This window comes from Pseudomonas sp. R11-23-07 (assembly GCF_003852295.1).
In the GTDB taxonomy this organism is placed as follows: Bacteria; Pseudomonadota; Gammaproteobacteria; order Pseudomonadales; family Pseudomonadaceae; genus Aquipseudomonas.
This window is the reverse complement of record NZ_CP027761.1, coordinates 3,240,197-3,263,736: the sequence shown is the minus strand read 5'-3', so window position 1 is coordinate 3,263,736 and position 23,540 is coordinate 3,240,197. Positions and strand designations below refer to the sequence as shown.

23 protein-coding genes and 1 tRNA gene are annotated in these 23,540 nt (G+C 58.2%); 14 read left to right on the top strand and 10 right to left on the bottom strand.

Annotation, left to right across the window (positions count from 1 at the left end; genetic code table 11):
- Nucleotides 1-3 precede the first annotated feature (3 nt).
- Nucleotides 4-993 (bottom strand): 2-hydroxyacid dehydrogenase, encoded by a 990-nt coding sequence (locus tag C4J84_RS14860; protein WP_124435625.1) that lies wholly within the window; start codon nucleotides 991-993, stop codon nucleotides 4-6.
- Between the two features lie 159 nt (nucleotides 994-1,152).
- Entirely contained in the window at nucleotides 1,153-3,906 is a 2,754-nt protein-coding gene (locus C4J84_RS14855; RefSeq protein ID WP_124371047.1) for a response regulator, read from the bottom strand.
- A gap of 205 nt (nucleotides 3,907-4,111) precedes the next feature.
- Between C4J84_RS14855 and C4J84_RS14850 the strand changes: the two genes are divergently transcribed.
- Nucleotides 4,112-4,840, top strand: a complete 729-nt coding sequence (locus C4J84_RS14850; protein ID WP_124371046.1) for a response regulator transcription factor — start codon at nucleotides 4,112-4,114, stop codon at nucleotides 4,838-4,840.
- A complete protein-coding gene (locus C4J84_RS14845) occupies nucleotides 4,827-6,185 on the top strand; it encodes a sensor histidine kinase (RefSeq protein ID WP_124371045.1) in 1,359 nt (452 codons plus the stop codon). Before C4J84_RS14850 ends, C4J84_RS14845 begins: the two co-directional genes overlap by 14 nt.
- Before the next feature lie 3 nt (nucleotides 6,186-6,188).
- Here the strand turns inward: C4J84_RS14845 and C4J84_RS14840 are convergent, their stop codons facing one another.
- Nucleotides 6,189-6,704, bottom strand: coding sequence for a DUF2062 domain-containing protein (locus C4J84_RS14840; RefSeq protein WP_124363258.1), 516 nt, complete (start codon nucleotides 6,702-6,704; stop codon nucleotides 6,189-6,191).
- Nucleotides 6,705-6,839: 135 nt separating this feature from the next.
- Between C4J84_RS14840 and C4J84_RS14835 the strand changes: the two genes are divergently transcribed.
- The 8 genes from C4J84_RS14835 to murB all read left to right on the top strand — a co-directional run bounded on the left by C4J84_RS14835 (nucleotide 6,840) and on the right by murB (nucleotide 13,696).
- The gene (locus tag C4J84_RS14835) at nucleotides 6,840-9,065 is read left to right on the top strand and encodes a DNA internalization-related competence protein ComEC/Rec2 (RefSeq protein ID WP_124371044.1); all 2,226 of its coding nucleotides are present in this window, start codon (nucleotides 6,840-6,842) and stop codon (nucleotides 9,063-9,065) included.
- Between the two features lie 109 nt (nucleotides 9,066-9,174).
- Complete coding sequence (locus C4J84_RS14830) at nucleotides 9,175-9,810, top strand: MotA/TolQ/ExbB proton channel family protein (protein ID WP_122676958.1); 636 nt, start codon at nucleotides 9,175-9,177, stop codon at nucleotides 9,808-9,810.
- Complete coding sequence (locus tag C4J84_RS14825) at nucleotides 9,807-10,235, top strand: biopolymer transporter ExbD (RefSeq protein ID WP_124363256.1); 429 nt, start codon at nucleotides 9,807-9,809, stop codon at nucleotides 10,233-10,235. Before C4J84_RS14830 ends, C4J84_RS14825 begins: the two co-directional genes overlap by 4 nt.
- Nucleotides 10,235-11,245, top strand: a complete 1,011-nt coding sequence (gene lpxK / locus C4J84_RS14820; RefSeq protein WP_124435624.1) for a tetraacyldisaccharide 4'-kinase — start codon at nucleotides 10,235-10,237, stop codon at nucleotides 11,243-11,245. Before C4J84_RS14825 ends, lpxK begins: the two co-directional genes overlap by 1 nt.
- A 24-nt stretch (nucleotides 11,246-11,269) precedes the next feature.
- Nucleotides 11,270-11,455 (top strand): Trm112 family protein, encoded by a 186-nt coding sequence (locus C4J84_RS14815; protein ID WP_003174668.1) that lies wholly within the window; start codon nucleotides 11,270-11,272, stop codon nucleotides 11,453-11,455.
- The gene (gene kdsB / locus C4J84_RS14810) at nucleotides 11,452-12,216 is read left to right on the top strand and encodes a 3-deoxy-manno-octulosonate cytidylyltransferase (protein WP_124363254.1); all 765 of its coding nucleotides are present in this window, start codon (nucleotides 11,452-11,454) and stop codon (nucleotides 12,214-12,216) included. Before C4J84_RS14815 ends, kdsB begins: the two co-directional genes overlap by 4 nt.
- On the top strand, nucleotides 12,216-12,680 hold the full coding sequence (locus C4J84_RS14805; RefSeq protein WP_124435623.1) for a low molecular weight protein-tyrosine-phosphatase: 465 nt from the start codon (nucleotides 12,216-12,218) through the stop codon (nucleotides 12,678-12,680). The genes kdsB and C4J84_RS14805 overlap by 1 nt, the downstream gene beginning before the upstream one ends.
- Entirely contained in the window at nucleotides 12,677-13,696 is a 1,020-nt protein-coding gene (gene murB / locus C4J84_RS14800) for a UDP-N-acetylmuramate dehydrogenase (RefSeq protein WP_124435622.1), read from the top strand. Before C4J84_RS14805 ends, murB begins: the two co-directional genes overlap by 4 nt.
- 71 nt (nucleotides 13,697-13,767) lie before the next feature.
- Here murB and C4J84_RS14795 read toward each other — a convergent pair whose 3' ends face one another.
- Nucleotides 13,768-14,439, bottom strand: a complete 672-nt coding sequence (locus C4J84_RS14795) for a Bax inhibitor-1/YccA family protein (RefSeq protein ID WP_053256786.1) — start codon at nucleotides 14,437-14,439, stop codon at nucleotides 13,768-13,770.
- Between the two features lie 152 nt (nucleotides 14,440-14,591).
- On the opposite strand from C4J84_RS14795, the gene C4J84_RS14790 reads away from it, so the two are divergent.
- A tRNA-Ser gene (locus tag C4J84_RS14790) sits at nucleotides 14,592-14,682 on the top strand.
- A 318-nt stretch (nucleotides 14,683-15,000) separates the two neighbouring features.
- Here the strand turns inward: C4J84_RS14790 and C4J84_RS14780 are convergent.
- The 5 genes from C4J84_RS14780 to C4J84_RS14755 form a co-directional block, all read right to left on the bottom strand.
- Nucleotides 15,001-15,630 (bottom strand): YdcF family protein, encoded by a 630-nt coding sequence (locus tag C4J84_RS14780; protein WP_124435621.1) that lies wholly within the window; start codon nucleotides 15,628-15,630, stop codon nucleotides 15,001-15,003.
- On the bottom strand, nucleotides 15,630-16,337 hold the full coding sequence (locus C4J84_RS14775) for an HAD family phosphatase (RefSeq protein ID WP_256681353.1): 708 nt from the start codon (nucleotides 16,335-16,337) through the stop codon (nucleotides 15,630-15,632). Before C4J84_RS14775 ends, C4J84_RS14780 begins: the two co-directional genes overlap by 1 nt.
- Nucleotides 16,303-17,478 (bottom strand): MFS transporter, encoded by a 1,176-nt coding sequence (locus C4J84_RS14770; protein ID WP_124435620.1) that lies wholly within the window; start codon nucleotides 17,476-17,478, stop codon nucleotides 16,303-16,305. Before C4J84_RS14770 ends, C4J84_RS14775 begins: the two co-directional genes overlap by 35 nt.
- A gap of 75 nt (nucleotides 17,479-17,553) precedes the next feature.
- Nucleotides 17,554-19,269: a carbamoyltransferase N-terminal domain-containing protein gene (locus tag C4J84_RS14765; protein ID WP_124435619.1), complete on the bottom strand. Its 1,716-nt coding sequence runs from the start codon at nucleotides 19,267-19,269 to the stop codon at nucleotides 17,554-17,556.
- 898 nt (nucleotides 19,270-20,167) lie between these two features.
- On the bottom strand, nucleotides 20,168-20,971 hold the full coding sequence (locus C4J84_RS14755; protein WP_124435618.1) for an NAD(P)H-dependent oxidoreductase: 804 nt from the start codon (nucleotides 20,969-20,971) through the stop codon (nucleotides 20,168-20,170).
- 84 nt (nucleotides 20,972-21,055) lie between these two features.
- Between C4J84_RS14755 and C4J84_RS14750 the strand changes: the two genes are divergently transcribed.
- The gene (locus tag C4J84_RS14750) at nucleotides 21,056-21,976 is read left to right on the top strand and encodes a LysR family transcriptional regulator (RefSeq protein WP_124435617.1); all 921 of its coding nucleotides are present in this window, start codon (nucleotides 21,056-21,058) and stop codon (nucleotides 21,974-21,976) included.
- Between the two features lie 8 nt (nucleotides 21,977-21,984).
- Here C4J84_RS14750 and C4J84_RS26470 read toward each other — a convergent pair whose 3' ends face one another.
- Complete coding sequence (locus tag C4J84_RS26470) at nucleotides 21,985-22,119, bottom strand: hypothetical protein (RefSeq protein WP_256657416.1); 135 nt, start codon at nucleotides 22,117-22,119, stop codon at nucleotides 21,985-21,987.
- 215 nt (nucleotides 22,120-22,334) lie between these two features.
- Here C4J84_RS26470 and C4J84_RS14745 point away from each other — a divergent pair, with 215 nt between their 5' ends.
- Together C4J84_RS14745 and C4J84_RS14740 are read left to right on the top strand one after the other, a co-directional pair.
- Nucleotides 22,335-23,075, top strand: coding sequence for a hypothetical protein (locus C4J84_RS14745; RefSeq protein ID WP_124435616.1), 741 nt, complete (start codon nucleotides 22,335-22,337; stop codon nucleotides 23,073-23,075).
- 123 nt (nucleotides 23,076-23,198) lie between these two features.
- A complete protein-coding gene (locus tag C4J84_RS14740) occupies nucleotides 23,199-23,480 on the top strand; it encodes a hypothetical protein (protein WP_124371033.1) in 282 nt (93 codons plus the stop codon).
- Nucleotides 23,481-23,540 lie beyond the last annotated feature (60 nt).

Genomic DNA, 23,540 nt, shown 5'->3' with positions numbered 1-23,540 from the left:
TGATCATCCCTCGACGAGGTTCCGCGCGCGGCCATCGGCCCACGCCGCAATATTGGCCAGTGTAGTGCCGGCAATCGCCGCCAGCGCCTCGCGGGTCAGGAAGGCCTGGTGGGCGGTGATGATCACATTGGGAAAGGTCAGCAGGCGGGCGAGCACGTCGTCTTGCAGGGGCAGGTCCGAGCGGTCCTCGAAAAACAGCTGCGCCTCTTCCTCATAGACATCCAGCCCCAGGTAACCGAGTTGGCCGTTCTTGAGCGCTTCGACCAGTGCGGGCGTGTCGACCAGGCCGCCGCGACCGGTATTGATCAGCATGGCACCCGGTTGCATGTGTGCCAGGGCGCGGGTGTCGATCAGGTGTTTACTCTCGGCGGTCAGCGGGCAATGCAGGCTGATGATCTGCGCCTCGGCGAGCAATTCGGGCAGGCTTACGTAGCGTGCGCCCATGGCTTGCACCTGAGGGTTGGGGAAGGGGTCGTAGGCCAGCAACTGACAGCCAAAACCGGCCATGATTCTGGCGAAGGTGGCGCCGATCTGCCCGGTGCCGACCACGCCGACGGTTTTGCCGACCAGATCGAAACCGGTGAGCCCGTGCAGGCTGAAGTCGCCATCGCGGGTACGGTTGTAGGCGCGGTGCAGGCGACGGTTCAGGGCAAGGATCAGTGCTACGGCATGTTCGGCCACGGCGTGGGGCGAGTAGGCTGGTACGCGCACCACGCTCAGGCCCAGGCGCTTGGCGGCGTGCAGGTCAACATGGTTGTAGCCGGCCGAGCGCAACGCAATCAGGCGCGTACCGCCACTGGCCAGTTGCTCGAGCATCGGGGCGCTGAGGTCATCGTTGATAAACGCGCAGACCACCTCGTGCCGTTCGGCCAGGGCGACGGTGTCGAGGTTGAGGCGGGCGGGTTGGAATTGCAGCTCAATGCCCTGAGGGCGCGGCTCACCGAGAAAACTCTCGCGGTCGTAGGCCTGGCTACTGAAAAGAATCACGCGCATTAAAAGGCTCCCTGCAATTTACGAATTGAAATGCGAGCTGAATGTGGGAGGGGGCTTGCCCCCGATAGCGGTGTATCAGTGACAGATATTTCGACTGACACATCGCCATCGGGGGCAAGCCCCCTCCCACATTTGATTGGCGTCGTCCATGAAATCGGGTCAGGCGCTGACCCGCGCTTCACTGGCCAGCCGCGCAATCGCCATATCCAGTTCATCCAGCGCGGCCATGGCCTTGGCGTCGTCCTGCTTGAGCAGGGTTTCGGCGCGTTGGCAGGCCGCGCGCAATTGCGGCACGCCGCAGTAGCGGGTGGCGCCATGCAGGCGGTGGACGCGCTCGATCAGGGCGTGGTTGTCATTGGCTTCGCGGGCGACCGTAATCGCCAGGCGATCGGCTTCCAGGGAGGCCAGCAGCATGGCGAGCATGTCGGCCGCCAGGTCCGCCTTGTTGGCGGCCAGGCGCAGGCCTTCCTCATGGTCCAGCACCAGCAGTTGCACGCCTGGGCCAAGGCCTTCGGGGACGCGCTCGGGCCCCTGGTTGCGCAGGGCCAGGCCGGTCCATTTCAGCACCACCTGGGCCAGCTGCCGCTCGCTGATGGGCTTGGTCAGGTAATCGTCCATGCCGCTTTGCAGAAGGGCACGTTTCTCGTTGGCCATGGCATGGGCGGTGAGGGCGACCACCGGCAGCGGCGTGCCATGCCGTTCGCTTTCCCATTGGCGAATCGCTTCGGTACTCTGGCGCCCGTCCATGCCGGGCATCTGCACATCCATCAGCACCAGGTCGAACGTTTCCTGCTTCACGGCGTCAATGGCCGCAAAGCCGCTTTCCACGGCATGAACCTTGGCGCCCATGTCTTCGAGCAGTGTTTGCACCAGCAACAGGTTCGCCGGGTTATCGTCCACGCACAGCACCCGCGGCGCACGGCTGGACAACGGCTCACCCGGCTCGCTGCGCGAGGGGCGCGGGCTGATCAGGTCGGCCAGGGAGCGGCGCAGCTTGCGCGTACAGGCTGGCTTGGCCTGCAACTGGCTGTTGGGGTTGGGCACCGATTGGTTGAACAACATTTGCTCGGTGGTCGGGCACAGCACCAGCACTTTGCAGCCCAGGTGTTCGAGGTCCCACAAGTGCTGGTTGAGGCGCTCGGGCGGGATGTCATTGGCGGTGACGCCGAGCACCGCCAAGTTGATCGCCTGTTCGGTCTGATGCGCACTGGTAATGCCGTTGGTCAGGCTTTCCAGGGTATTGAACAGCGTGACTTCCAGGCCGCAGTCTTCCAGCTGGTGCTGCAAGGCCTGGCGCGCCAGCTCGTGGTTCTCCAGCACGGCCACGCGGCGACCGAGCAGCGGCGCGCTGGGCAGGTCTTCGATGTCGTCGCGGGTCTTGGGCAAGTTCAGGCTGATCCAGAACTCCGAGCCTTCGCCCGGTGTGCTGTCGACGCCGATTTCGCCGCCCATCTGTTCGATCAGGCGCTTGGATATCACCAGGCCCAAGCCGGTGCCACCTGGCTGGCGTGACAGCGAATTGTCCGCCTGACTGAAGGCCTGGAACAGTGCGCGCACGTCCTGGTTGGACAGGCCGATGCCGGTGTCTTGCACGCTGATGCGCAGTTGTACGCTGTCTTCCTGCTCATCCTCGATCATCGCACGGGCTACGATAGTGCCTTCGCGGGTGAACTTGATCGCGTTGCTGATCAGGTTGGTCAGGATCTGCTTGAGGCGCAGTGGGTCGCCCACCAGCGCCAGCGGCGTGTCGCGGTAGACCAGGCTGACCAGTTCGAGCTGTTTGGCGTGGGCGGCCGGGGCGAGGATGGTCAGGGTGTCTTGCAGCAGGTCGCGCAGGTTGAAGGGCACGCTGTCGAGCACCAGCTTGCCGGCTTCGATCTTGGAGAAGTCGAGAATCTCGTTGATGATGCCCAACAGGTTGTCGGCGGATTTTTCGATAGTGCCCAGGTAATCCAGCTGACGTGGCGACAGCTCACTTTTTTGCAGCAGGTGGGTGAACCCGAGGATGCCGTTGAGCGGCGTGCGGATTTCATGGCTCATGTTGGCCAGGAACTCCGATTTGATCCGGCTGGCTTCCAGGGCTTCCTTGCGGGCCAGGTCCAGCTCGATGTTCTGGATCTCGATGGTTTCCAGGTTCTGGCGCACGTCTTCGGTGGCCTGGTCGATGCTGTGTTGCAGTTCTTCCTGGGCGTTTTGCAGGGTTTCGGCCATGCGGTTGATGCCCGACGCCAACTGATCCAGCTCCTGGCTGCCCAAGGGCGGCAGGCGGGTTTCCAGGTTGCCGTCTTTAAGCTGGGCCACGGCTTGCTTGATCAGGCCGATCGGCGAATTGATGGTGCGGCTGATGCGCAGGGCCAGTGCCGCGGTGCAGATCAAGCCAATAGCGATCAGCAGCAGGCTGGCGAACAGGCTGCGATAACCGCGCAGCAACATGCCGTTGTGGGACAGTTCCACCTCGACCCAGCCCAACAGGCGGTCGGACTCATCCGGAATCAGCTCGCCGGCGAGGTTGCGATGACGGCCAAACACTGGCATCAGGTAACGGGTGGCATCGTTGCCGGTACGCTGCAGCAGGTGCGAGCTGTTGCCGGTGGGGGGTTGATTGAGCATGGTCGGGCCGGCATGGGCCAGGGAGGAGCGGTCCGGCGCCAGGAACGACACCGCGCGCACGTCCGGTTGTTCCAGGGATTGGGTCGCGATGCGTTCCAGCAGGTCAGTGTTCTTGCTGCTCAGGGCGGGCGCAACCAGCGGCGCCAACTGCTCGGCGATCATCTCACCGCGTTGCAGCAACTGAGTTTGCAGCTCGGAGAGCTGCATCCAGGTGAAATAGCCCCCCAACAGCAGCGCCATCAGGCTGGTCGGCAATAACGTAAGCAACAGTACGCGGCCTTTTATCCCCATTCTTCTAAGCACGCCACTCTCCTGCTACCACATTGATATCAATCTTCCGCACGGGCGTCCGGCCCGCGCTACCTGCGCAGTGTAGCCATTTGCGCCGCCAGGAATCTCGTAAATTAATGACACACGGCAATCTTCGGGCCATTCGGTAGCGGCCTGCGATTGCCTGTAACACTTTAATCTTGAATAATCAGTCATTGAGAATGACTTGCAGACGCTAATGAATCCCGCAGCCGTTGGCCTACCCAGTATCCTGACCATCGAGGATGACCCCGTGTTGGGCGCCTACGTCCATGAACATCTGGGCCGCTGTGGCTTCGAGGTCACATGGTGCCGCAATGGCCAGCAAGGCTTGCAGCTGGCCCGCGACCAAGCGTTCGACCTGGTGCTGATGGACGTTCTGCTGCCAGGGCTGGACGGGCTGTCAGTCCTTACGCATTTGCGCCAGAGTCATGCCATACCGGTGATCCTGATGTCGGCCCTGGGCGCCGAAGCCGACCGTGTCAGCGGCTTTCGCCTGGGCGCCGACGATTACCTGCCCAAGCCGTTCAGCATGATCGAGCTGCGGGTGCGCATCGAAGCCATCCTGCGCCGGGTGGCCCTGGACCGTCGCCCGCCGCCGGGCCTTGCGCCCCTGCGCGATGATGCGCAGGTCCTGCGGTTTGACGAGGGGCTGTGCGATGTCGTCTACCACACGCACTGGGCCGGCCTGACACGCAGTGAGTACCGCCTGCTGGAAACCTTGCACCGCAACGCCGAAGAGGTACTCAGCAAGGCTTTCCTTTATCAGCACGTGCTGCAGCGCGGTTATGCCCCACACGATCGCAGTCTCGACATGCATGTGAGCCAGATTCGCCGCAAGCTCAAGGCGATCGGCTACACCGAGCGCGAAGTGCGCACGGTGTGGGGCAAGGGATATGTGTTGAGCGGTCACGATGAAGGGCTTTGAGCGGTTGCCGGGCAGGCATTCGTTGTTCTGGAAGCTGGCGTGCCTGCTGATCGCGTTTTGTTTGCTGATGATCTGGCTCAGTTGGTCCTGGGGCCGCTACATGGAACAGCAAAGTGCCTACCTCACTGACGAAGCCCGCGACACGCTCCGCGGCTATGCAGCCGGCGCCGAGTTGGCGTGGAGTACCCAGGGCAGTGCCGGTGTGGATGCGTGGTTGCAGCATATGGCTGAGCGTGAAACCACGTGGCTGGGCGTCATTGGCAATGACTTGCAATCCCTTGGCAGCGCACCGTTGAGCGACAAGCAAAGCCAGCGCCTGACCTTCTTGCGCGGACTGGACTGGCCGGTGAGCCGGCATGCCAAAGGCTTGCCCTGGTTGAAAATCGCCTTCCCGGTCGACCCCGATGCGGGGTCACTGGTGATCGAGTTGCCCAAGCGCTTTATGCCGGGGCGTTATCAACTGTTCTGGCGGGTCATCACCAACGGCCTGATTCCTGGGTTGTTTACCTTATTGCTGTGTATCGGCCTGTATCGATTGCTGATCATGCCCCTCAATCAATTGCGTGCGCAGGCCAATGCCTGGCGTGCGGACCAATTGACGGCGCGGATGTCCGGCGACGCGACCAGCCGCCAGGACGAGTTGGGTGAATTGGGACGCGCCTTCGACCATATGTCCGAACGCTTGCAGGGCACGGTGCAGTTGCAGCAACAGCTGCTGCGGGACATGTCCCATGAGTTGCGCACGCCCCTGAGCCGCTTGCGCGTGGCCTGCGACAGCGAGCAGGACCTGGCGCGGTTGCGTGAACGCTTGAATCGGGAAATCGACGCCATGCAGCGCCTGGTGGAAGACAGCCTGCAACTGGCCTGGCTCGACAGCGACCGGGCGCCACTGCCCCAGGAGGACATTCAGCTGCCGGCGCTGTGGGACATGCTGCGGGAAAACGCGTGTTTCGAAAGCCATTGGCCGGCATCGCGTTTACCCTGCCTGTTGCCAGCTGAGTGCTGGGTGCGCGGCAATCTCAATGCACTGGCCCAGGCCCTGGAAAACATCCTGCGTAACGCAATACGCCACTCACCAGGCCAAGGCCGGGTGACATTGGACGGCGCACGCGAAGGCGCGCACTGGCATGTCTGGCTGGAGGATCAGGGGGGCGGCATCGATGAGGCCGACCTGGAGCGTATCTTCGCGCCCTTTATCCGGTTGGACGGTTCCCGGCCCGGTGACGGCGGCTTCGGCCTGGGCTTGAGCATTGCGCGCAACGCGGTGCAGCGCCAGGGCGGGCGTATCTGGGCGGAAAATACCGGGCAGGGCCTGCGCGTACATCTGCGTTTGCCTGCCCGTTAGCCATCAGCGGCGGCGCAGTTTGCGTTTCTTCCACTGGTGCGCGACCCACCAGCGCCAATAGCCCATGGTCAGGCAATAGGCCAATGCGCCCAAGACCAATCCGGATACCACCGAGCCCAGCAGGAATGGTTGCCACATCGTGCTCAATTCGCCGCTGATCCATTCCCAGGTGAGGTTATCGGGGAGGCTGCGTGGCGGCACATTCATCAACCAGGCACCGGTCATATAGGTGCAGACAAACACCACCGGCATCGTGATCGGGTTGGTCAGCCACACCAGGCTGACGGCAATCGGCATGTTACCGCGCACCACGATCGCCAGGATCGCGGCCAGCAGCATTTGCAAGGGAATGGGGATAAACGCGGCAAACAGACCCACGGCCATGGCGCGGGCCACCGAGTGCCGGTTGAGGTGCCAGAGGTTCGGGTCATGCAGCAGGGTGCCAAGAAACTGTAATGACTTGTGTTCCCTGATACTGCTGGGGTCGGGCATGTACCGTTTGAATAAGCGCCGGGGCATAAGGGGTCCAGGTCAGTTCGAGGGGCAAGTATGCGCGCATTCTATAAACAGAAAATTCAGACTTTGTGACAAAACATCAAAGGCGCCGTTGGGAACCCCGGCTAAGACTGAGTGAATCATTTAAAGGAATGACTCATGAGGACAGGGATGTTCGCGCTTGCGCTGGGGCTGCTGACCCTGCGTTTTCTACCGGTGTTGCCGCCCACCGGATGGCTGTTGGCCATGCTGGTGCTGGCATTGATGTTAGTGCCGTTTCGTACCTATCCGCTGGCGTTTTTCCTGCTGGGCTTGAGCTGGGCGTGCATCAGCGCGCAGTGGGCACTGGATGATCGATTGCGACCAACACTGGACGGCGAAACGCGATGGGTGGAAGGGCGCGTGATCGGCTTGCCTCAGCAGACCGACACCGGCGTGCGTTTTGACCTGGCCGACAGCCGGTCGCGCAAAGCCCGGCTACCCAAGCGCATCCGGGTGTCCTGGCACGGCGGGCCGCCGGTGCGCAGTGGAGAACGCTGGCGCTTGGCTGTCACCCTCAAGCGGCCGTCCGGCCTGCTCAATTTTCACGGTTTCGACCACGAGGCCTGGCTGCTGGCGCAACGCATCGGCGCCACGGGCTCGGTGAAAGACGGTGAGCGCCTCGCGCCAGCCCGCAATGCCCTGCGCGACAGCCTGCGCCAGCGCCTGATGGCTGCGGATGCGCAAACCCATGAAGCCGCCGTGGCGGCGTTGGTGCTGGGTGACGGTTCCGGGCTGCGCACGGAGCAATGGCAGGTGTTGCAAGACACCGGCACCGTGCACCTGTTGGTCATTTCCGGCCAACACATTGGTTTGCTGGCCGGGCTGATCTACGCACTGGTGGCCGGGATGGCGCGTTACGGTTGCTGGCCACGCAACCTGCCATGGCTGCCGTGGGCCTGCGGCCTGGCCTTTATGGCAGCGCTGGGTTATGGACTGCTGGCGGGTTTCGGCGTGCCGGTGCAGCGGGCCTGCGTGATGGTGGGCCTGGTATTGCTATGGCGGCTGCGCTTTCGGCATTTGGGCGTGTGGTGGCCGTTGCTGCTGGCCTTCAACGCTGTGCTGCTGCTTGAGCCTCTGGCCAGTCTGCAGCCGGGTTTCTGGTTGTCCTTTGCAGCGGTTGCGATCCTGGTGCTGACGTTCGGCGGACGGCTCGGGCCCTGGAGTGTCTGGCAGGCCTGGACGCGTCCTCAGTGGCTGATTGCCATCGGTTTGTTTCCAGTCCTGCTGGTGCTGGGTTTACCCATCAGCCTCACTGCGCCTGTGGCCAATTTATTCGCCGTGCCGTGGATCAGTCTGGTGGTGTTGCCTTTGGCGTTGCTGGGCACGGCGCTGCTGTGGCTGCCGTTGGCCGGTGACGGTTTGCTCTGGTTGGCCGGCGGAGCGCTGGAGGGATGGTTCAAGGGGCTGACCCTGCTGGCGGGGCAGTTGCCGGCCTGGACGCTGGCTGAGGTGCCGCTGGTTTATTGGCTGGTCAGCCTGGCGGGCGCGGTGTTATTGCTGTTGCCCAAGGGCGTGCCATTTCGGTTGCTGGGCTGGCCCATGCTGCTGTTGGCCGTGTTTCCACCCAAGGAATCGGTACCCCATGGGCAGGTAACGGTGGTGCAGCTGGATGTCGGCCAGGGGCAGGCATTGATCTTGCGCACCCGCAACCACGCCTTGCTTTACGACGCGGGGCCGCGTTCGGGGGCGGTCGACCTGGGCGCGCGCGTGGTTCTGCCGTCGTTGAAAAAGTTCGGAGTAGAGCGGTTGGACATGCTGCTACTGAGCCATGCCGACGCCGATCATGCCGGTGGTGCTGCAGCTATCGCCCGTGGGCTGCCCATCCGGCGCGTGGTTGGCGGTGAAACCGACGGGTTGCCGGCGTTTCTGGGGACCGAGCCTTGTATCAGTGGCGAACGATGGGAGTGGGATGGTGTGTCGTTCGTGTTATGGCAGTGGTCCGGCGCCATCAGTGGCAACGCCAAATCCTGTGTATTGCAGGTGCAGGCCAGCGGTGAGCGGCTGCTGCTCACCGGGGATATCGACCGTGCGGCGGAGCGCGCATTGCTTGACACACCGTTGGCGGTGCCCACCGATTGGCTGCAGGCGCCCCATCATGGTAGCCGCAGCTCGTCATCCAGGCCTTTTGTGCAACGGCTTGCGCCTGGATCGGTGCTGATCTCCAGAGGCCGGGGCAATGCCTTTGGTCATCCTCATTCGCAAGTGGTAGAACGCTATCGGGCCCTGGGCAGCCGGCTATACGACAGCGCCGAGCAAGGTGCCGTGCGTCTTCAGTTGGGCGCGTTCCACCCCGCCGTTGTTGCGCGCAGTCAACGCCGGTTCTGGCGCGAACCGTTACCGTAATCCGGCGTTACCAAACACCGCGGGCTGCGACAGTCCGGTCTGCGGCCAACGAACCCCGCTGCCGAACCTATATGATAAAGTGGCGCACTTTTTCGAGGGGGCATTCACTGTGTGGGAATTGGTCAAATCCGGCGGCTGGATGATGTTGCCGATCATCATGAGTTCCATTGCCGCACTCGGCATCGTCGCCGAACGCCTGTGGACCCTGCGTGCCAGTCGCGTTACCCCCGAGCATCTGCTGGGGCAAGTCTGGGGCTGGATCAAGAACAAGCAGCTCGACAAGCAGAAGCTCAAGGAACTGCGCGCCAATTCGCCACTGGGTGAAATCCTCGCCGCCGGCCTGGCCAACTCCAAGCATGGTCGCGAGATCATGAAAGAGTGCATCGAGGAAGCCGCAGCGCGGGTGATCCATGAGTTGGAGCGCTACATCAACGCCCTCGGTACCATCGCCGCCATGGCGCCGCTGCTCGGTTTGCTGGGTACGGTGCTGGGCATGATCGACATCTTCAGCTCGTTCATGGGCTCGGGCATGACCACCAACGCTGCGGTGCTGGCCGGTGGTATTTCCAAAGCGCTGATCACCACGGCTGCGGGCCTGATGGTGGGTATCCCGTCGGTGTTCTTCCACCGCTTCCTGCAACGGCGCATCGATGAACTGGTGGTCGGCATGGAACAGGAAGCCATCAAGCTGGTGGAGGTGGTGCAGGGCGACCGTGATGTGGACCTGGTCGAGGGCAAAGCGTGAAATTTCGCCGCAAGCAACGGGAAAATGTCGATATCAACCTCGCGTCGCTGATTGACGTGGTGTTTATCCTGCTGCTGTTCTTCGTCGTTACCACCACGTTCACCCGGGAAACCCAGCTGCGCGTCGACTTGCCCGAAGCCGTGAGCGGCTCCCCAGCCGAAGACCAGCAGGTCAAGCAACTGGATATCGCCATCAGCGCCGATGGCGTGTTTTCGGTAAACAACCAGTTGCTGGAGAGAAACGACCTGGCCAGCTTGATGGAGGCCTTGCAGAAGGAGTCCGGGGGCGACACCAACATGCCACTGTCGATCAGCGCTGACGGCAAAACCCAGCACCAGGCAGTGATTACCGCGATGGACGCTGCCGGCAAGCTCGGTTTCAGTCATCTGCGCATGACCACCGTCGAGGCGGCGAGCCCACCCTGATGGCCATGTCCGATCGTTTGCTCAAGGCCTGGTACGACGGGCATCCGGCCCTCGTGCTGTTAAAGCCGCTGGAGTGCTTGTATCGCCGGGTGGTGCAGCGCAAGCGCGCGCGCTTCCTGGCGGGTGAGGGCGCTGTCTACCAGTCGCCGGTGCCCGTTGTGGTCGTGGGTAATATCACCGTAGGCGGGACTGGCAAGACGCCGCTGATCCTGTGGATGATCGAGCACTGTCGGCGCAGTGGGTTGCGCGTAGGCGTGGTCAGTCGTGGGTATGGCGCCAAGCCGCCACAGTTGCCGTGGCGGGTCGAGGCCAACCACAGTGCCGAAGTGGCCGGCGACGAACCGTTGCTGATCGTGCAGCGCTGCGGGGTACCGTTGATGATCGATCCGGACCGCAGTCGTGCGGTGAAAGCGCTGTTGGCCAGCGAAACCCTGGATCTGATCCTTTCCGACGACGGCTTGCAGCACTATCGTCTGGCCCGTGATCTCGAGCTGGTATTGATCGATGCCGCCCGTGGCCTGGGCAATCGCCGCTGCCTGCCGGCCGGGCCGTTGCGTGAGCCGGTTGAGCGCCTGCAGAGCGTTGATGCGCTGCTCTATAACGGCGCCGCCTCGGACCGCGAAGACGGCTTTGCCTTCCGTCTGCAACCCTCTGCGCTGGTCAACCTGCACAGCGGCGAGCGGAAGCCGGTCAGCTACTTTCCGGTAGGCCAACCGGTACACGCGGTTGCCGGTATCGGCAATCCGCAACGTTTCTTCAATACCCTTGAAACGCTACACTGGCAGCCGATCCCCCATGCGTTTGCCGACCACGCGCCCTATAGCGCCGAGGTGCTGGATTTCACGCCGCTATTGCCGCTGGTCATGACCGAAAAAGACGCGGTGAAGTGCCGCGCCTTCGCCCGGCCCGACTGGTGGTACCTTGCGGTGGATGCGCTGCCGTCGCCAGCATTCGTCGCCTGGTTCGATACGCAGTTGATGCGCTTGCTGCCCAACCGTCTTTTGCCTTAAACCGTTTATTTCCAGGAACTACTCATGGACACCAAACTGCTCGACATCCTTGCTTGCCCGATCTGCAAAGGCCCGCTCAAGCTCAGCGCCGACAAAACCGAGCTGATCAGCAAAGGTGCCGGCCTGGCTTACCCTATCCGTGACGGCATTCCGGTGATGCTGGAAAGCGAAGCCCGTACCCTGACGACCGATGAGCGCCTGGATAAATGACTACCGCCTTTACCGTGGTGATTCCCTCGCGCTATGCGTCGACCCGCCTGCCGGGCAAGCCGCTGCAAATGATCGGTGCCAAGCCGATGATCCAGCTGGTATGGGAACAGGCCTGTAAAAGCAGCGCTGAACGGGTGGTGGTGGCGACCGATGATCCGCGCATCATCGAAGCCTGCAAAGGTTTCGGCGCCGAGGCGGTGCTGACCCGCGAAGACCATAATTCCGGCACCGACCGCCTGGCCGAAGTGGCCACGCAACTGGGCCTGGCGCCCGACGCCATCGTGGTGAACGTGCAAGGCGACGAGCCGTTGATCCCGCCAAGCGTCATCGACCAGGTCGCCGCCAATCTGGCGGCCCATGGCGAAGCGCGCATGGCCACCTTGGCCGAACCGATCGAAGACAGCGAAACCTTGTTCAACCCCAACGTGGTGAAGGTCGTCAGCGATATCAACGGCCTGGCCCTGACATTCAGCCGCTCGATCCTGCCCTGGGCGCGGGATGCCTTCGCCAGCAACCCCGATGCACTGCCGCAAGGTGTGCCGTACCGCCGCCATATCGGCATTTATGCCTATCGCGCCGGCTTCCTGCATGACTTCGTCAGCTGGGGCCCGTGCTGGTTGGAGAACACCGAGTCCCTGGAGCAGCTGCGGGCCCTGTGGCACGGCGTGCGCATCCATGTGGGCGATGCGCTGGAAGCGCCGCCTGCAGGCGTCGACACCCAGGAAGACCTCGAGCGCGTCCGTCGCCTGCTGGGGGCTTGATGGAGGTCCTGTTTGTCTGCCTGGGCAATATCTGCCGCTCGCCCACCGCCGAAGGCGTTTTGCGCCATAAGTTGCGCGAAGCAGGCTTGTCCGGCCAGGTTGAGGTGGCGTCAGCGGGAACTGGGCAATGGCATATCGGCAACCCACCGGATCAGCGCAGCCAACGTGCGGCGCTGGCGCGGGGCTATGACTTGTCATCCCAACGTGCACAGCAGGTCTGCCGCGCCGACTTTGCGCGCTATGACCTGATCCTGGCCATGGACCACAGCAACCTGCGCCACCTCAAAGCCATGCGGCCTGCACAGGGTAAGGCGCAGTTGGATATATTCCTGCGCCGCTTCGGCGGTGAAGTGGACGAGGTGCCAGACCCTTATTATGAAGGCGAACAAGGTTTTGAGCGGGTCCTGGACCTTATCGAGCGCGCCTGTGATTTATTGGTGATCGAATTGAAGGGGCGGTTATGACCTTGCAAGTACTGGCGCAGGTCTCCCTCAAGCCGTTCAACAGCTTTGGCATCGACGTGCGCGCCCAGCTATTTGCCGAGGCCCGTAGTGATGCCGACGTGCGAGAAGCCTTGGCCTACGCCGAGGCGCACAGTGTGCCGCTGCTGGTGATCGGGGGCGGCAGCAACCTGCTGCTGACCCAGGACGTGCCTGCCCTGGTGTTGCGTATGGCCACCCAAGGCATTCGCGTGCTGCACGATGATGGCCTGCAGGTGGTGGTCGAAGCCGAAGCGGGCGAAGCCTGGCACCCCTTTGTGTTGTGGACTCTGGAACAGGGTTTCTGCGGCCTGGAAAACCTCAGCCTGATCCCCGGCACGGTCGGTGCGGCGCCAATGCAAAACATCGGTGCCTACGGCGTGGAGATCAAGGATGTATTCGCCGGCCTCACTGCGCTGGATCGTCAGACCGGCGAACTGCGGGATTTCAGCCTGCAGGAGTGCCGGTTTGCCTACCGCGACAGCCTGTTCAAGCATGAAGTCGGCCGCTGGTTGATCCTGCGGGTACGCTTTGCCTTGAGCCGCGCCAGCCACCTGAAACTCGACTACGGCCCGGTGCAGCAGCGTCTGGCCGGGCAGGGGATTACCGATGCCACGCCGATGGATGTAAGCCGGGCGATTTGCAGCATTCGCCGCGAAAAATTGCCCGACCCGGCTCAGCTTGGCAATGCCGGCAGTTTCTTCAAGAACCCGCTGGTGCCCCAGGCCTTGGCTACTGAGCTGAAAAGCCAGTATCCGGACCTGGTGGCCTACCCTCAGGCAGACGGGCAAACGAAGCTCGCCGCCGGTTGGCTGATCGACAAGGCGGGCTGGAAGGGCTTTCGTGAGGGCGACGCTGGCGTGCATGCATTGCAAGCGCTGGTACTGGTGAACTATGGCTCGGCCACCGGGCGTGAGATTGCCAACCTGGCGCTGCGTATCCAGCAGGATATTGTCGAGCGCTTCGGGGTGGAACTGGAAATGGAACCTAACCAGTACTGATCGTCCTTGGGCCCCGGAAATGAAAATGCCCCGTATCTCGCGATACGGGGCATTTTTTATAGCGTTAACAATCAGTCGTCACGGCTCATGATGCCGAAGATCTGCAACAGGCTGATAAACAGGTTGTAGATCGACACATACAGGCTGATGGTCGCCATGATGTAGTTACGCTCGCCACCATGGATGATGGCGCTGGTCTGGAACAGGATGCACACCGAGGAAAACAGCACGAAACCTGCGCTGATCGCCAGTTGCAGGCCGCTGATCTGGAAGAACATGCCGGCTACCACTGCCGCCAGCAACACGAAGAAGCCCGCGGTAATGAAGCCGCCCAGGAAGCTCATGTCCTTACGGCTGATCAGCACGTACGCCGACAGGCCACCAAACACCAGCGCGGTCATGGCAAATGCCGAACTCACCACTTCCGCGCCGCCTGCCATGCCGAGGTAACGGTTAAGGATCGGGCCCAGGATAAAGCCCATGAAACCGGTCAAGGCAAAGGCCGACACCAGGCCCCAGGCCGAGTCACGCAGCTTGTTGGTCAGGAAGAACAGACCATAGAAGCCGATCAACACGACAAAGATATTGGGATAACCGACGCGCATCTGCTGGGCCACATAAGCCATCACGCCGCTGAATGCGAGGGTAAGGGCGAGCAGGCCGTACGTATTGCGCAAGACGCGGCTGACTTCAAGCTGCTCAGCCTGCGCGTTGCCATTCACTGCGTAATTCTGTTCGCGCATGGCGACTCTCCTTCAGTTTTGAAACGTTCAGTCGCAAAGATCATAACAGACGCTCTGTAACAAGCTATGCAGAGAGTTTGACAGTGTGTTTCATTCGGGTATTATTGCGCCCGCTGACGCAGGATGAGCTATTATGATTCTGTAACGCACAAGGGAAATTGGCAGAGTGGTTGAATGCACCGGTCTTGAAAACCGGCGGACGTTAAGAGCGTCTCCAGGGTTCGAATCCCTGGTTTCCCGCCAAGATTTACACGAAAGCCCCGCAGTGCGGGGCTTTTGCGTTTCTGGGGGCAGGCGCAATTTCGTGGCGCGGCGGATTCGAGGGTGGCAGGCACTTAGCTGAGCCCAGCGCATGAAGGTGATGAATCATCAGCGTCATCGCCTCGCTCTGCTCAGTAATGCCTGACCATTCCATCAGAGCGGCCAGGGCCTGCCGGGTGCCTGGGCTAACCCCCGAGCCTCAATTCCTCTTCGGCATTCGCCACGCGCGTCCTGGCAGACTTGGCCAAGCGATCTTTCTGCGGTTCTGCTGCCATGGCCTATCTCTTCTATTCCGCCATACTAACCAATAAGGTGGTTTTTAAATCCCTGCTCAATTAAGTACTTCCAGGCCGCTAGGACTTTTTCCGGTAATTCTTCTTCGATCTGAAATCCCTTTTTTGGATACAGCATAATACGCTGTATATCTCCCACCATTTCATCGATTAATCCGAGCACCCCCACCTGATTGGAAACTTGCTCAGGGAAACAATACCTCGGCGCATCAACCCAAGCGTCAAGGCCCGCCCACTGGATAGGTAAAGTTAACCTTACTCGGCGGATTGAGTTTGGCTTGGTAAGAAAAGTAGCGCTCTTAATTTGTGGAAATATTTCTTTGGTAAAGGCAATATTTTCAGCAAAGTTAGTGGCTCGTTTTTCTAAGCTGAATTGCTCATGTAAAACTCCGAGATCTAGCGCGCGCTGAGCAAAAATTTCGGCTTCAGTCTTGTCCCATAAATGTCTAGTCCAGTTGCCGGTATTGCCTGTGAACAATAAATGTCCAGCTACTCCCTTGCGAAGCAATTCGCAAGCGTAATCGCAGACACGCAGATCGTACGATCCACAGACTACTAACAAATCACAGTTCTCATGCTGACGTCCTTCAGATAAGAACTCCCAAAGAATAGCGGCGTACTTTAGTGTTGATGTCATTAAGAAGGTAATCTCCTAGAGCTATGGTTGCCGAGAATCAAGAATTTGTCATTAAAAAGGGAGGTTGGTGTCAAACGTTCGATTGTTGGCAGCGTGGTAAAGTCAGTATACACAGCCTTAGCGCCGTAGTTGCTTAGCGAAACGTCATTGCCGATACCGATACACCATGCGCCACTGCTTACCGCCGACTGCACACCGCTTACGGAGTCTTCGAAGACCAGGCACTCATTTATGGGGGTGTTTAGTTTTCGAGCCGCTAGCTGATAACAATCAGGAGCTGGCTTTCCATTGCTGACGTCCTCGCGTGAGACTCTACAGTCAAAGCTAGTTTCCAAGCCATGTTGTTCGAGTACGTAGGCGATACGAGCGGGCCAACTACTAGTCACCAATGCCAACGGAACTGAGCGTTCCCGCAATTGAGAAATTAGCTCTCTCACCCCAGGTACCAACAAACAGACTGCTACCTCTTCAGCAGCATCTACTTGTTTTTTGATAATGCTGCGGGTGGGCTGATTAAAGTTAGGAAAGAGCGCGTGAAGCGTATATTCCCCTGGTCGGCCATGGATGTGCTCATGGATAAAATCTTGGCTGATTTCAATTCCGTATTCCCGTGCCACGCTCATCCAGGCATGTTCAATAACTTGCCGTGACTGAATAAGAACACCGTCCATATCAAAACAGACCGCTGTAAACGTGTGTGTCATCATGTTTAGAGTTCCGCATTTTTTGATGAGCGATTAAAGCTAGAAGCGCGCCGAGTAAGGCTATAATGGCCATTACATAAAAAGAGCCATTGGGTATTATCTCGTAAAGGTAGCCGGAAAAAGGCGTGGCCACCCCCATCGGTATTGCTACTGCGAAAGAATAATAGAATCCCTGCGTTAAAGTCTGTATGTCTTGCGGAGCGTTATCTCGGATAAAGCGCATAATCGCCGTGTGATAAGCAGCAAAACTCAGCGCGTGCATGCATTGCCCTACAATGATTAGTGATAGGGCATCGCTATTAGAGAAGAACGCCCAGCGAAGCGATGCACATAAACTGGACAGAATTACAATGGATAACGGAGAGAAAAAGTTCAAAATTTTATTTGAGAGCGCAAAGTATGTGATTTCAGCAATTACAGCGACTGACCAAAATAATCCAATTGTAGTTGATGAGTAGCCTTTGATTCCCCAGTTTATTGAGGCTGTGGCAAAATATAGTGTGTGGCTTAATTGAATTATACTGGCAGAGGCGATTGCAAGTAGCAGTATTTTGTTTTCGAATAGCCGTCTCCAATCTGGTTTTTTAATGATCTGAGTATCGCTGGAGAAGTTTATATTTGGAATTCGATATCTCAACCATAAGCAACTTAGCGCTGTAAAAATCATGCTTGCGGCAACAATGACAGGCACCCAGGAAAGCCCATAAATAGTAAAAAAAACACCACCAAGTGTTGACGTTAGAATAAAGGCTGAAGAGCCAACTGCTCTTACCCAGCCGTAATTTTGAATGGACTGTTTGTCTCGTTTGAGCAGATACGACTCGGACAGAGGCAGCACGACCATCCATAGTCCGCCAAACGAAATGCTTAGCGCGATAAAAGTAAATAGAGAGGGGGGTAGAAAATAAAACAGCAGAGTACTAATAGCTGCTGAAAAACTTAATAGTGCGGCCAAGTAAATTTGATCTACGCGCCAGTCCGCGACGTAAGTAATTAATACCCCTGTTACAATTTGAGGCCAATAAGCTGCCGCGATCAGCAAACCTATCTGACTGGCGCCAAATCCTAAAGTATCTAGCCAAGTTGGCCAGAATGGATAGATAATGCCCTCGGCTGCAAAAAAACCAAAAAATATCATGTACATCGGGTCACCAAATAAAACAGTTGAACACCAATCTTGAAAAAAAGGGGCTTCAGGAAGCCCCTAAGCGCATCGGTTTTACTCAAAGCGCTGTAATGCGAAACTATTCTTGTTTTTACGCCATATGATTAACGACTCGCTCATAACTACCAAATCGACCATGCCGTCTTTAAGGGCAGCCAAGGCATCTTGTGAAGAGCATACAATCGGCTCTTCATGACGATTGAAAGAAGTGTTTATCAAAGCAGATTGCCCTGTTCGAGAGTGCCAGGCATTTAGAAGCTTGTGCATAAAACGATCCGCTTCAGGACGAATTACCTGTGGTCTAGCAGTACCGTCAATATGCACGACAGCAGGGCTGGCCTCGATAAACTGCGGATGGCAATCATATGTCATCGTCATGGTATCAGCGGCAATATGCTCTTCGGACCAGTCGATATAGCATTCGGCGGCCTGCTCGACAGCTGTCACTGGGCCAAACGGCATAAACTCAGTTCGGTGCATCCGTTTGTTGAGCCAGTCGTTCACGTCAGCATCTTTGGCATGGTAAACGATACTCCTGTTGCATAACGACCTAGGGCCAAATTCCATTTTTCCTTTGAACATTCCTAGAACTTGGTTTTCCATTAAAGCATCTACGAGCGTTTCAATGATATTAGTCGGATTGTGATAACCCAATTCAGGGTAGTCACGATTTATCAGGTTTATGTTTTGTGAAACACTACGTGCCGCTGGGCCCAGCGTCATCGCCGGGTTTTTGAATCGTGTGCCCTTTTCTAAGTAAGCAGCCCCCACTGCAGCAGCCAATGCCAGGCCGCCGTCTCCCATGCATGGCAGCACATAAACGTTACGCACTTTAGGGATTTCTCGTAACCGCTGGTTAAGCTTCACGTTGCCAAATACACCACCCGCCAAGCAAAGGTTACTACTCCCTATCTTTTCTAGATGGTAAGTTACGACTTTAACTAGCATGTCTTCGACATGGCGTTGAACGGCGGCTGCGATATCTTCCGGTTTTTCCTTGGCCAGTAAACTTTGTAATGTATCGCTATAACCATTATATGAAGGCAGGAAAAGATCTCCGCATTTGGCTCTAATTCGCCCATCTTCAACATTAATCATTTGTTGCATTACGCCAAGCAATTTCTCAGGATCGCCGAATGCAGCTAAGCCTGTGATCTTGCCTTCATGACGATTAGGTTTGTAACCTAGCAGATGGGTGATGCGTCCGTAGAAGTACCCCAAGCTATCAACGCTTGTTTCACGCTGTAATACCGTGGTTTCGTTGGGTGTGTAATGTGTTAGCGTCAGTGATTGAAAATCACCTCGCCCATCACATGTTAAGGTTAAAGCTTCATCAAAGGGGGAGCATACATAAGCACCCAAAGCGTGACATTCATGGTGGTCTATGTAGTATGCGGACAGCGCGTTATCTGCGATAAACTTATCGAACTCAGCTCTTTTTTCTTTGTCGTTGGTGATTTCGTCAGTAATACGTTTTCGAAAAAGAGGTAGCCCATCAGGGTTGTTCTTAACTTCATCTACAATGCGATCGAAATATAAAGGTAAGTGCTTTTCAGCGGTGAAGCCTGCGTTCCAGCCATAGGCGACATAGTCTACGTCCTCTAAACTTACACCCGCCTCACCTAGTACAAATGAAATAGATTGCGCAGGCCAGACTTTGTCATCTTTGATGCGGGTAAAACGTTCTTCACTCACCGCCGAGAGGATTCGGTCGTCGCGGACCAGGCAAGCACCTGATAAATCATTGTTAGTAATTCCTAAAACTATCATAACAACTCCATGTTTTGCAGTTCAGTGATTATCAGAGATCACTGCATCAGTACCGCCCATAATTCTGTCCTCAGAATATTCCCTGGCGTCCAGTGGGCCGTTTAATAGCTCCCAAGTGGGCGTTCCTGCCCTCTGACACAAACAGCGTAGCAGTGGATTGTGACACCCGTATGAAGATTTTTCATAAAGAAAAATTTTGCATGGATTTGGTTATAAGTATTGATTGTCCGAGAACGCAGTTAAATTCTTGTAGCTGTACATGCTGAATATGAGCTTTGCCAACGCGAGACGCTCGGACTCAATCCCGCCAAGCCCTGCTTGATGTGCCCAGCGTTTTCACCTATTAGGAAAAAGAGCACCACGTACGTTATTACCAACCTCATTCAAGTCTTGCTTTTCGCTGTGCAAAGCCATGAGTCGACCTACCTACCGCTTCGAAGGTAGTTGCCGTCGGGCACGACCTCCACCGCCTGTTTAGCGGCTCCATTGGTCTAAAGCCAGATCTGAGACTCGCCACCGCGACTATGCTGAATTCACCAGCAATCGAGATAGAGGCTCCCATGAGAGAGGCGCAGCGAAGACTGACCCTGACAGCATGGCGCGAGCTTTCCGCACTGGGCGGAAATCGAATGGATGCAGAAGTTAAATACTTCGAATTGCTGCGGCGGGCTGACGCCATGGAGCGAGCCGATCTCATCTCGAGTGATGAGTGGCGAAGCCTTGTCAAACACGCCGGAGCATTACTCTGCAGTACTGCGCAGTGTATGGGCGGACCGGGGTAGGCCCGAAAGACGTAGTCCGTCGCCGCGCCGGAACTGGCTGCGATCGAGCTGCTGGTCACCGGTATTGCCTAGTGTCTGAATTGCCATCGCAGCCCTCACCGGACGCCAGTGAGCGGCTAGTCTCCTGACGTGACGCCCCCATCTATATCGATATGAATGCCCAAATCCTGACGGCCGGGCGCAAGATGGGGTTTGAGTGTCAATGCCGGAATGTCATAGTCACCGGCATTCTGACGACGAAATGGCAACGGCTGATCAATGAACAGGTTGTCCAACCGAGCAGCATAGGCCGTGCATAGTTGTTCGAACCGCGTGGCGTCCATCTTGCTGGTCTTATAGATGGGGAAGGGCGGCACAACGGTGAATCCAGGATAGAAGAGCATCCCATGCTGGATAGGGAATAGCAGGTCATCCAGCGCACCGTTCACCCCTCGACCACTGTAGTGGGACTCCCAACCGCCCATGCTGACCACCAGCATCGCGCGCTTTCCAGTCATGCTGCCTTCGCCGTAGCGGTCGCCCCAGTGGCTTTCGCTGTGTTCGCCGACACCGTAGGCAAATCCGTAGGCGTAGACGCGTTCGACCCAGCCCTTGAGGATCGCGGGCATCGAGAACCACCACAGTGGAAATTGAAAGATCACGGCGTCCGCCCATCGCAGTTTGGCCTGCTCTTGCTCGATGTCTGCCGGTTGGGTGCCGGCGGCAAATACACGTTGCGATTCCATGGCCGGATTGAAGGGGTTTGCGTCGTCATAGCCTGGGGCGTCGTCCGTATCGATGGGCGCTTTCCAACGCATGGCGTATAGATCGGAGACCTTGACCTCATGGCCTGCGGCTTCCAGGTGGGCGATCGCGAAATCCCTGAGAGCGCCATTGAGTGAGCGAGGTTCAGGATGGGCGTAGATCAGTAGCAGCTTCATGGTGGGCTCCGAGTGGATGTATACCTCACCGTAGCGACCCACGCGGTATGATAGAAATGAATTTCCGAAACATATGGTATTTACATGCACAATACCTTGCGACGTCTGGATCTCAATTTGCTGGTCACGCTGGATGCGCTGTTGTCTGAGCAAAACGTGACACGGGCGGCGCGCTTGCTCAATCTCGCGCAATCGACCGTCAGCCTGCAACTGGGTCGGCTGCGAGAACTTCTCGACGATCCATTGTTGCTGCCCGGCCCGCGAGGGATGTCGCCTACCGAGCGTGCCCGTGAATTGCGCGGGCCGCTGCGTGACGCGTTGGTCGCATTGGAAGGCGCGCTGAGTCCTGGCGGCACGTTTGAGCCTGCACTGTCTGATCAGACGTGGAGGGTTGCGGCCAGTGATTACGCCGCGACGGCTTTGGTCTGGCCGTCACTGGCCCTGCTCAGGCGCCTGGCTCCGAATACCCGCTTGGCATTGCTGAACAAACATCCCGCCAGCCTCGCTAACGATCTGGAAAGCGGTCAGCTCGATCTGGCCTTGCACACGCGCGATGATGCGCCGCCAAAACTGCGTCAGCGGTCGTTGCTTCACGAGCGTTACGTGCTGACAGGGCGGCGCGGTCATCCCGCTTTGGCGACGAAGCTATCGCTCAAAGCGTTCTGCGGCCTTGAACATGCCGTGATGTCACCCAATGGCGGCGGGTTCGTCGGGAGTACCGACCAGGCGCTGGCCGCTAAAGGGCTGGAGCGACGCGTCGTATTGTCAGTGTCCAATTTCAACTCGCTTGTCTCGGCACTGGTGCACAGCGACCTGGTTGCGGTGGTGCCGGAAAGGCTGGTGCGGGATGAGCCAGCACTGCACGTGCAGGCACCTCCACTGGCCATTCCAGGTTTTGAAATGCTCATGTTATGGCCCGAGCGGCTGCACCGCGATCCCGCCCATCGGTGGCTGCGCGATCTAATTGCCTCGACGTTGCAAGCGGCTCCCGACCCAGAGGTTTGATGGGAGCGTTACTCGACCGTGCAGATCCAGCGGTGATTATGCCGATAGGGCGCGCGGGTGAAGTGCACATCTGAAACCAGATTCAGGCCGCGCTTTTTCAGCGCTTCGGTCAGTTCTACGAGTGTCTCTGCCTGGATAGTCATTGCGGTTACCTCGTCAGATTTACTGCGTTCATAATTCTTGACCGAGGGGGCAACTCGCTAATTCAAATTTTCTACACGTTTAATAGTTGAAGGCCAGGCCTGTAGTCCGATGCTTATCTGAACCCCAGGGCTGCACTTTTTTCCATTCCTCTGATCTACCTCTGTCCCAGCCACCCATATCCTGCGGGTGGCCAACAGCCACAGACCCGGTACCGATGCATCGAACGCTAACTGTTTTTATCACCCGATGGCCGCGGTGGCTGGTTGCGATACTGGCGCTGTGTGCCGTCGGTTGCAGCCAGCAACAGGGGCGCGACATTGCCAGGCAGTTCAGCGATGGCAAGCCCGATGAGTTTTTTCAAACCAGCGTTGATCGCATGGCCACCCTGGGCATGCGCGACAACCTGCAAAGCCTTTATCTGCTGATGAGCAAGCTTTACCTGCGTAACCCCAGCCAGTGGCGCCAGTCCGGTTATCCGGATGCGGTAACTGCTGCGCGCACTATTCGCCAGGCTATCGAAAAGCGTCAGCCATTGCCTGCGCTGGGGGAACGTCGTGATCTGGCGGCCTTGAGTTACTCCCTGAGCCCGGAGTTTCGGGGGGATCGGGTGGGGGCGTTCATCTACGCGATCGGCAGCATGCTGGTGACCGCACACGGCGGGCGCACGCAATTTTATGTGACCGACTCGATTAACCCGCAGTTTGTCAGCAACGCCACACGGAATATCGAGAAAGCCACCTGGTTGCTCGGCCAGCGCCAAGACGCCAATGGCGTGTTGCTGCTGTTTTCCAATGAAATATCGGAGGAGGGCAGCAACCTCAGTTTCGCCGTCGAATTCGGCAAGATCGTCGCGCGCTTGGATCTGCTGACCCAGATACTCGATGAGCGCTACCGACGCATCGGCCTCAATTATGCGCAAAGTCTGTTGCTGATGAATTTCCTGCCTGTGCAGTGACAGGGCCATTGGGTGCGGTGTTTCCCTTTCCTCTGTAGGAAACTGCCTTTCATGCCCTGGACCGCTTGAACCACGCACCGGTCAGCCCTAGCCTCGGACTTTTCTTAAACATGAGTGCCTACCTTGGGTAAGCGAAAAACGGTTTGGCCTACTGATCGCGAAATCCGTCTGCGATTCATCCTGTTTGCTGTAATCGACGCCGCGAGCGCTCAAGGAGTCGCTTCGGAAGTGTTGTTACCCGCGCACAAACTGCTGCGCGGCTCGCCTACGGAGATGCAGCTGCGCGACACGCTTGCCGAGATCCTGGCCACCGATGAAATGTATGGTTTCAGATTCCCCATCGGCTCGGATGCTGACGACTTGATGCAGACGCTGGAGTTGCCGGGCAACCAGGAGCGCACGTGACCTGACGGGTGTGGACGTCTTCCCATGACTGTTCGCGTGCCGGCGCTGCCGTCCACGCCC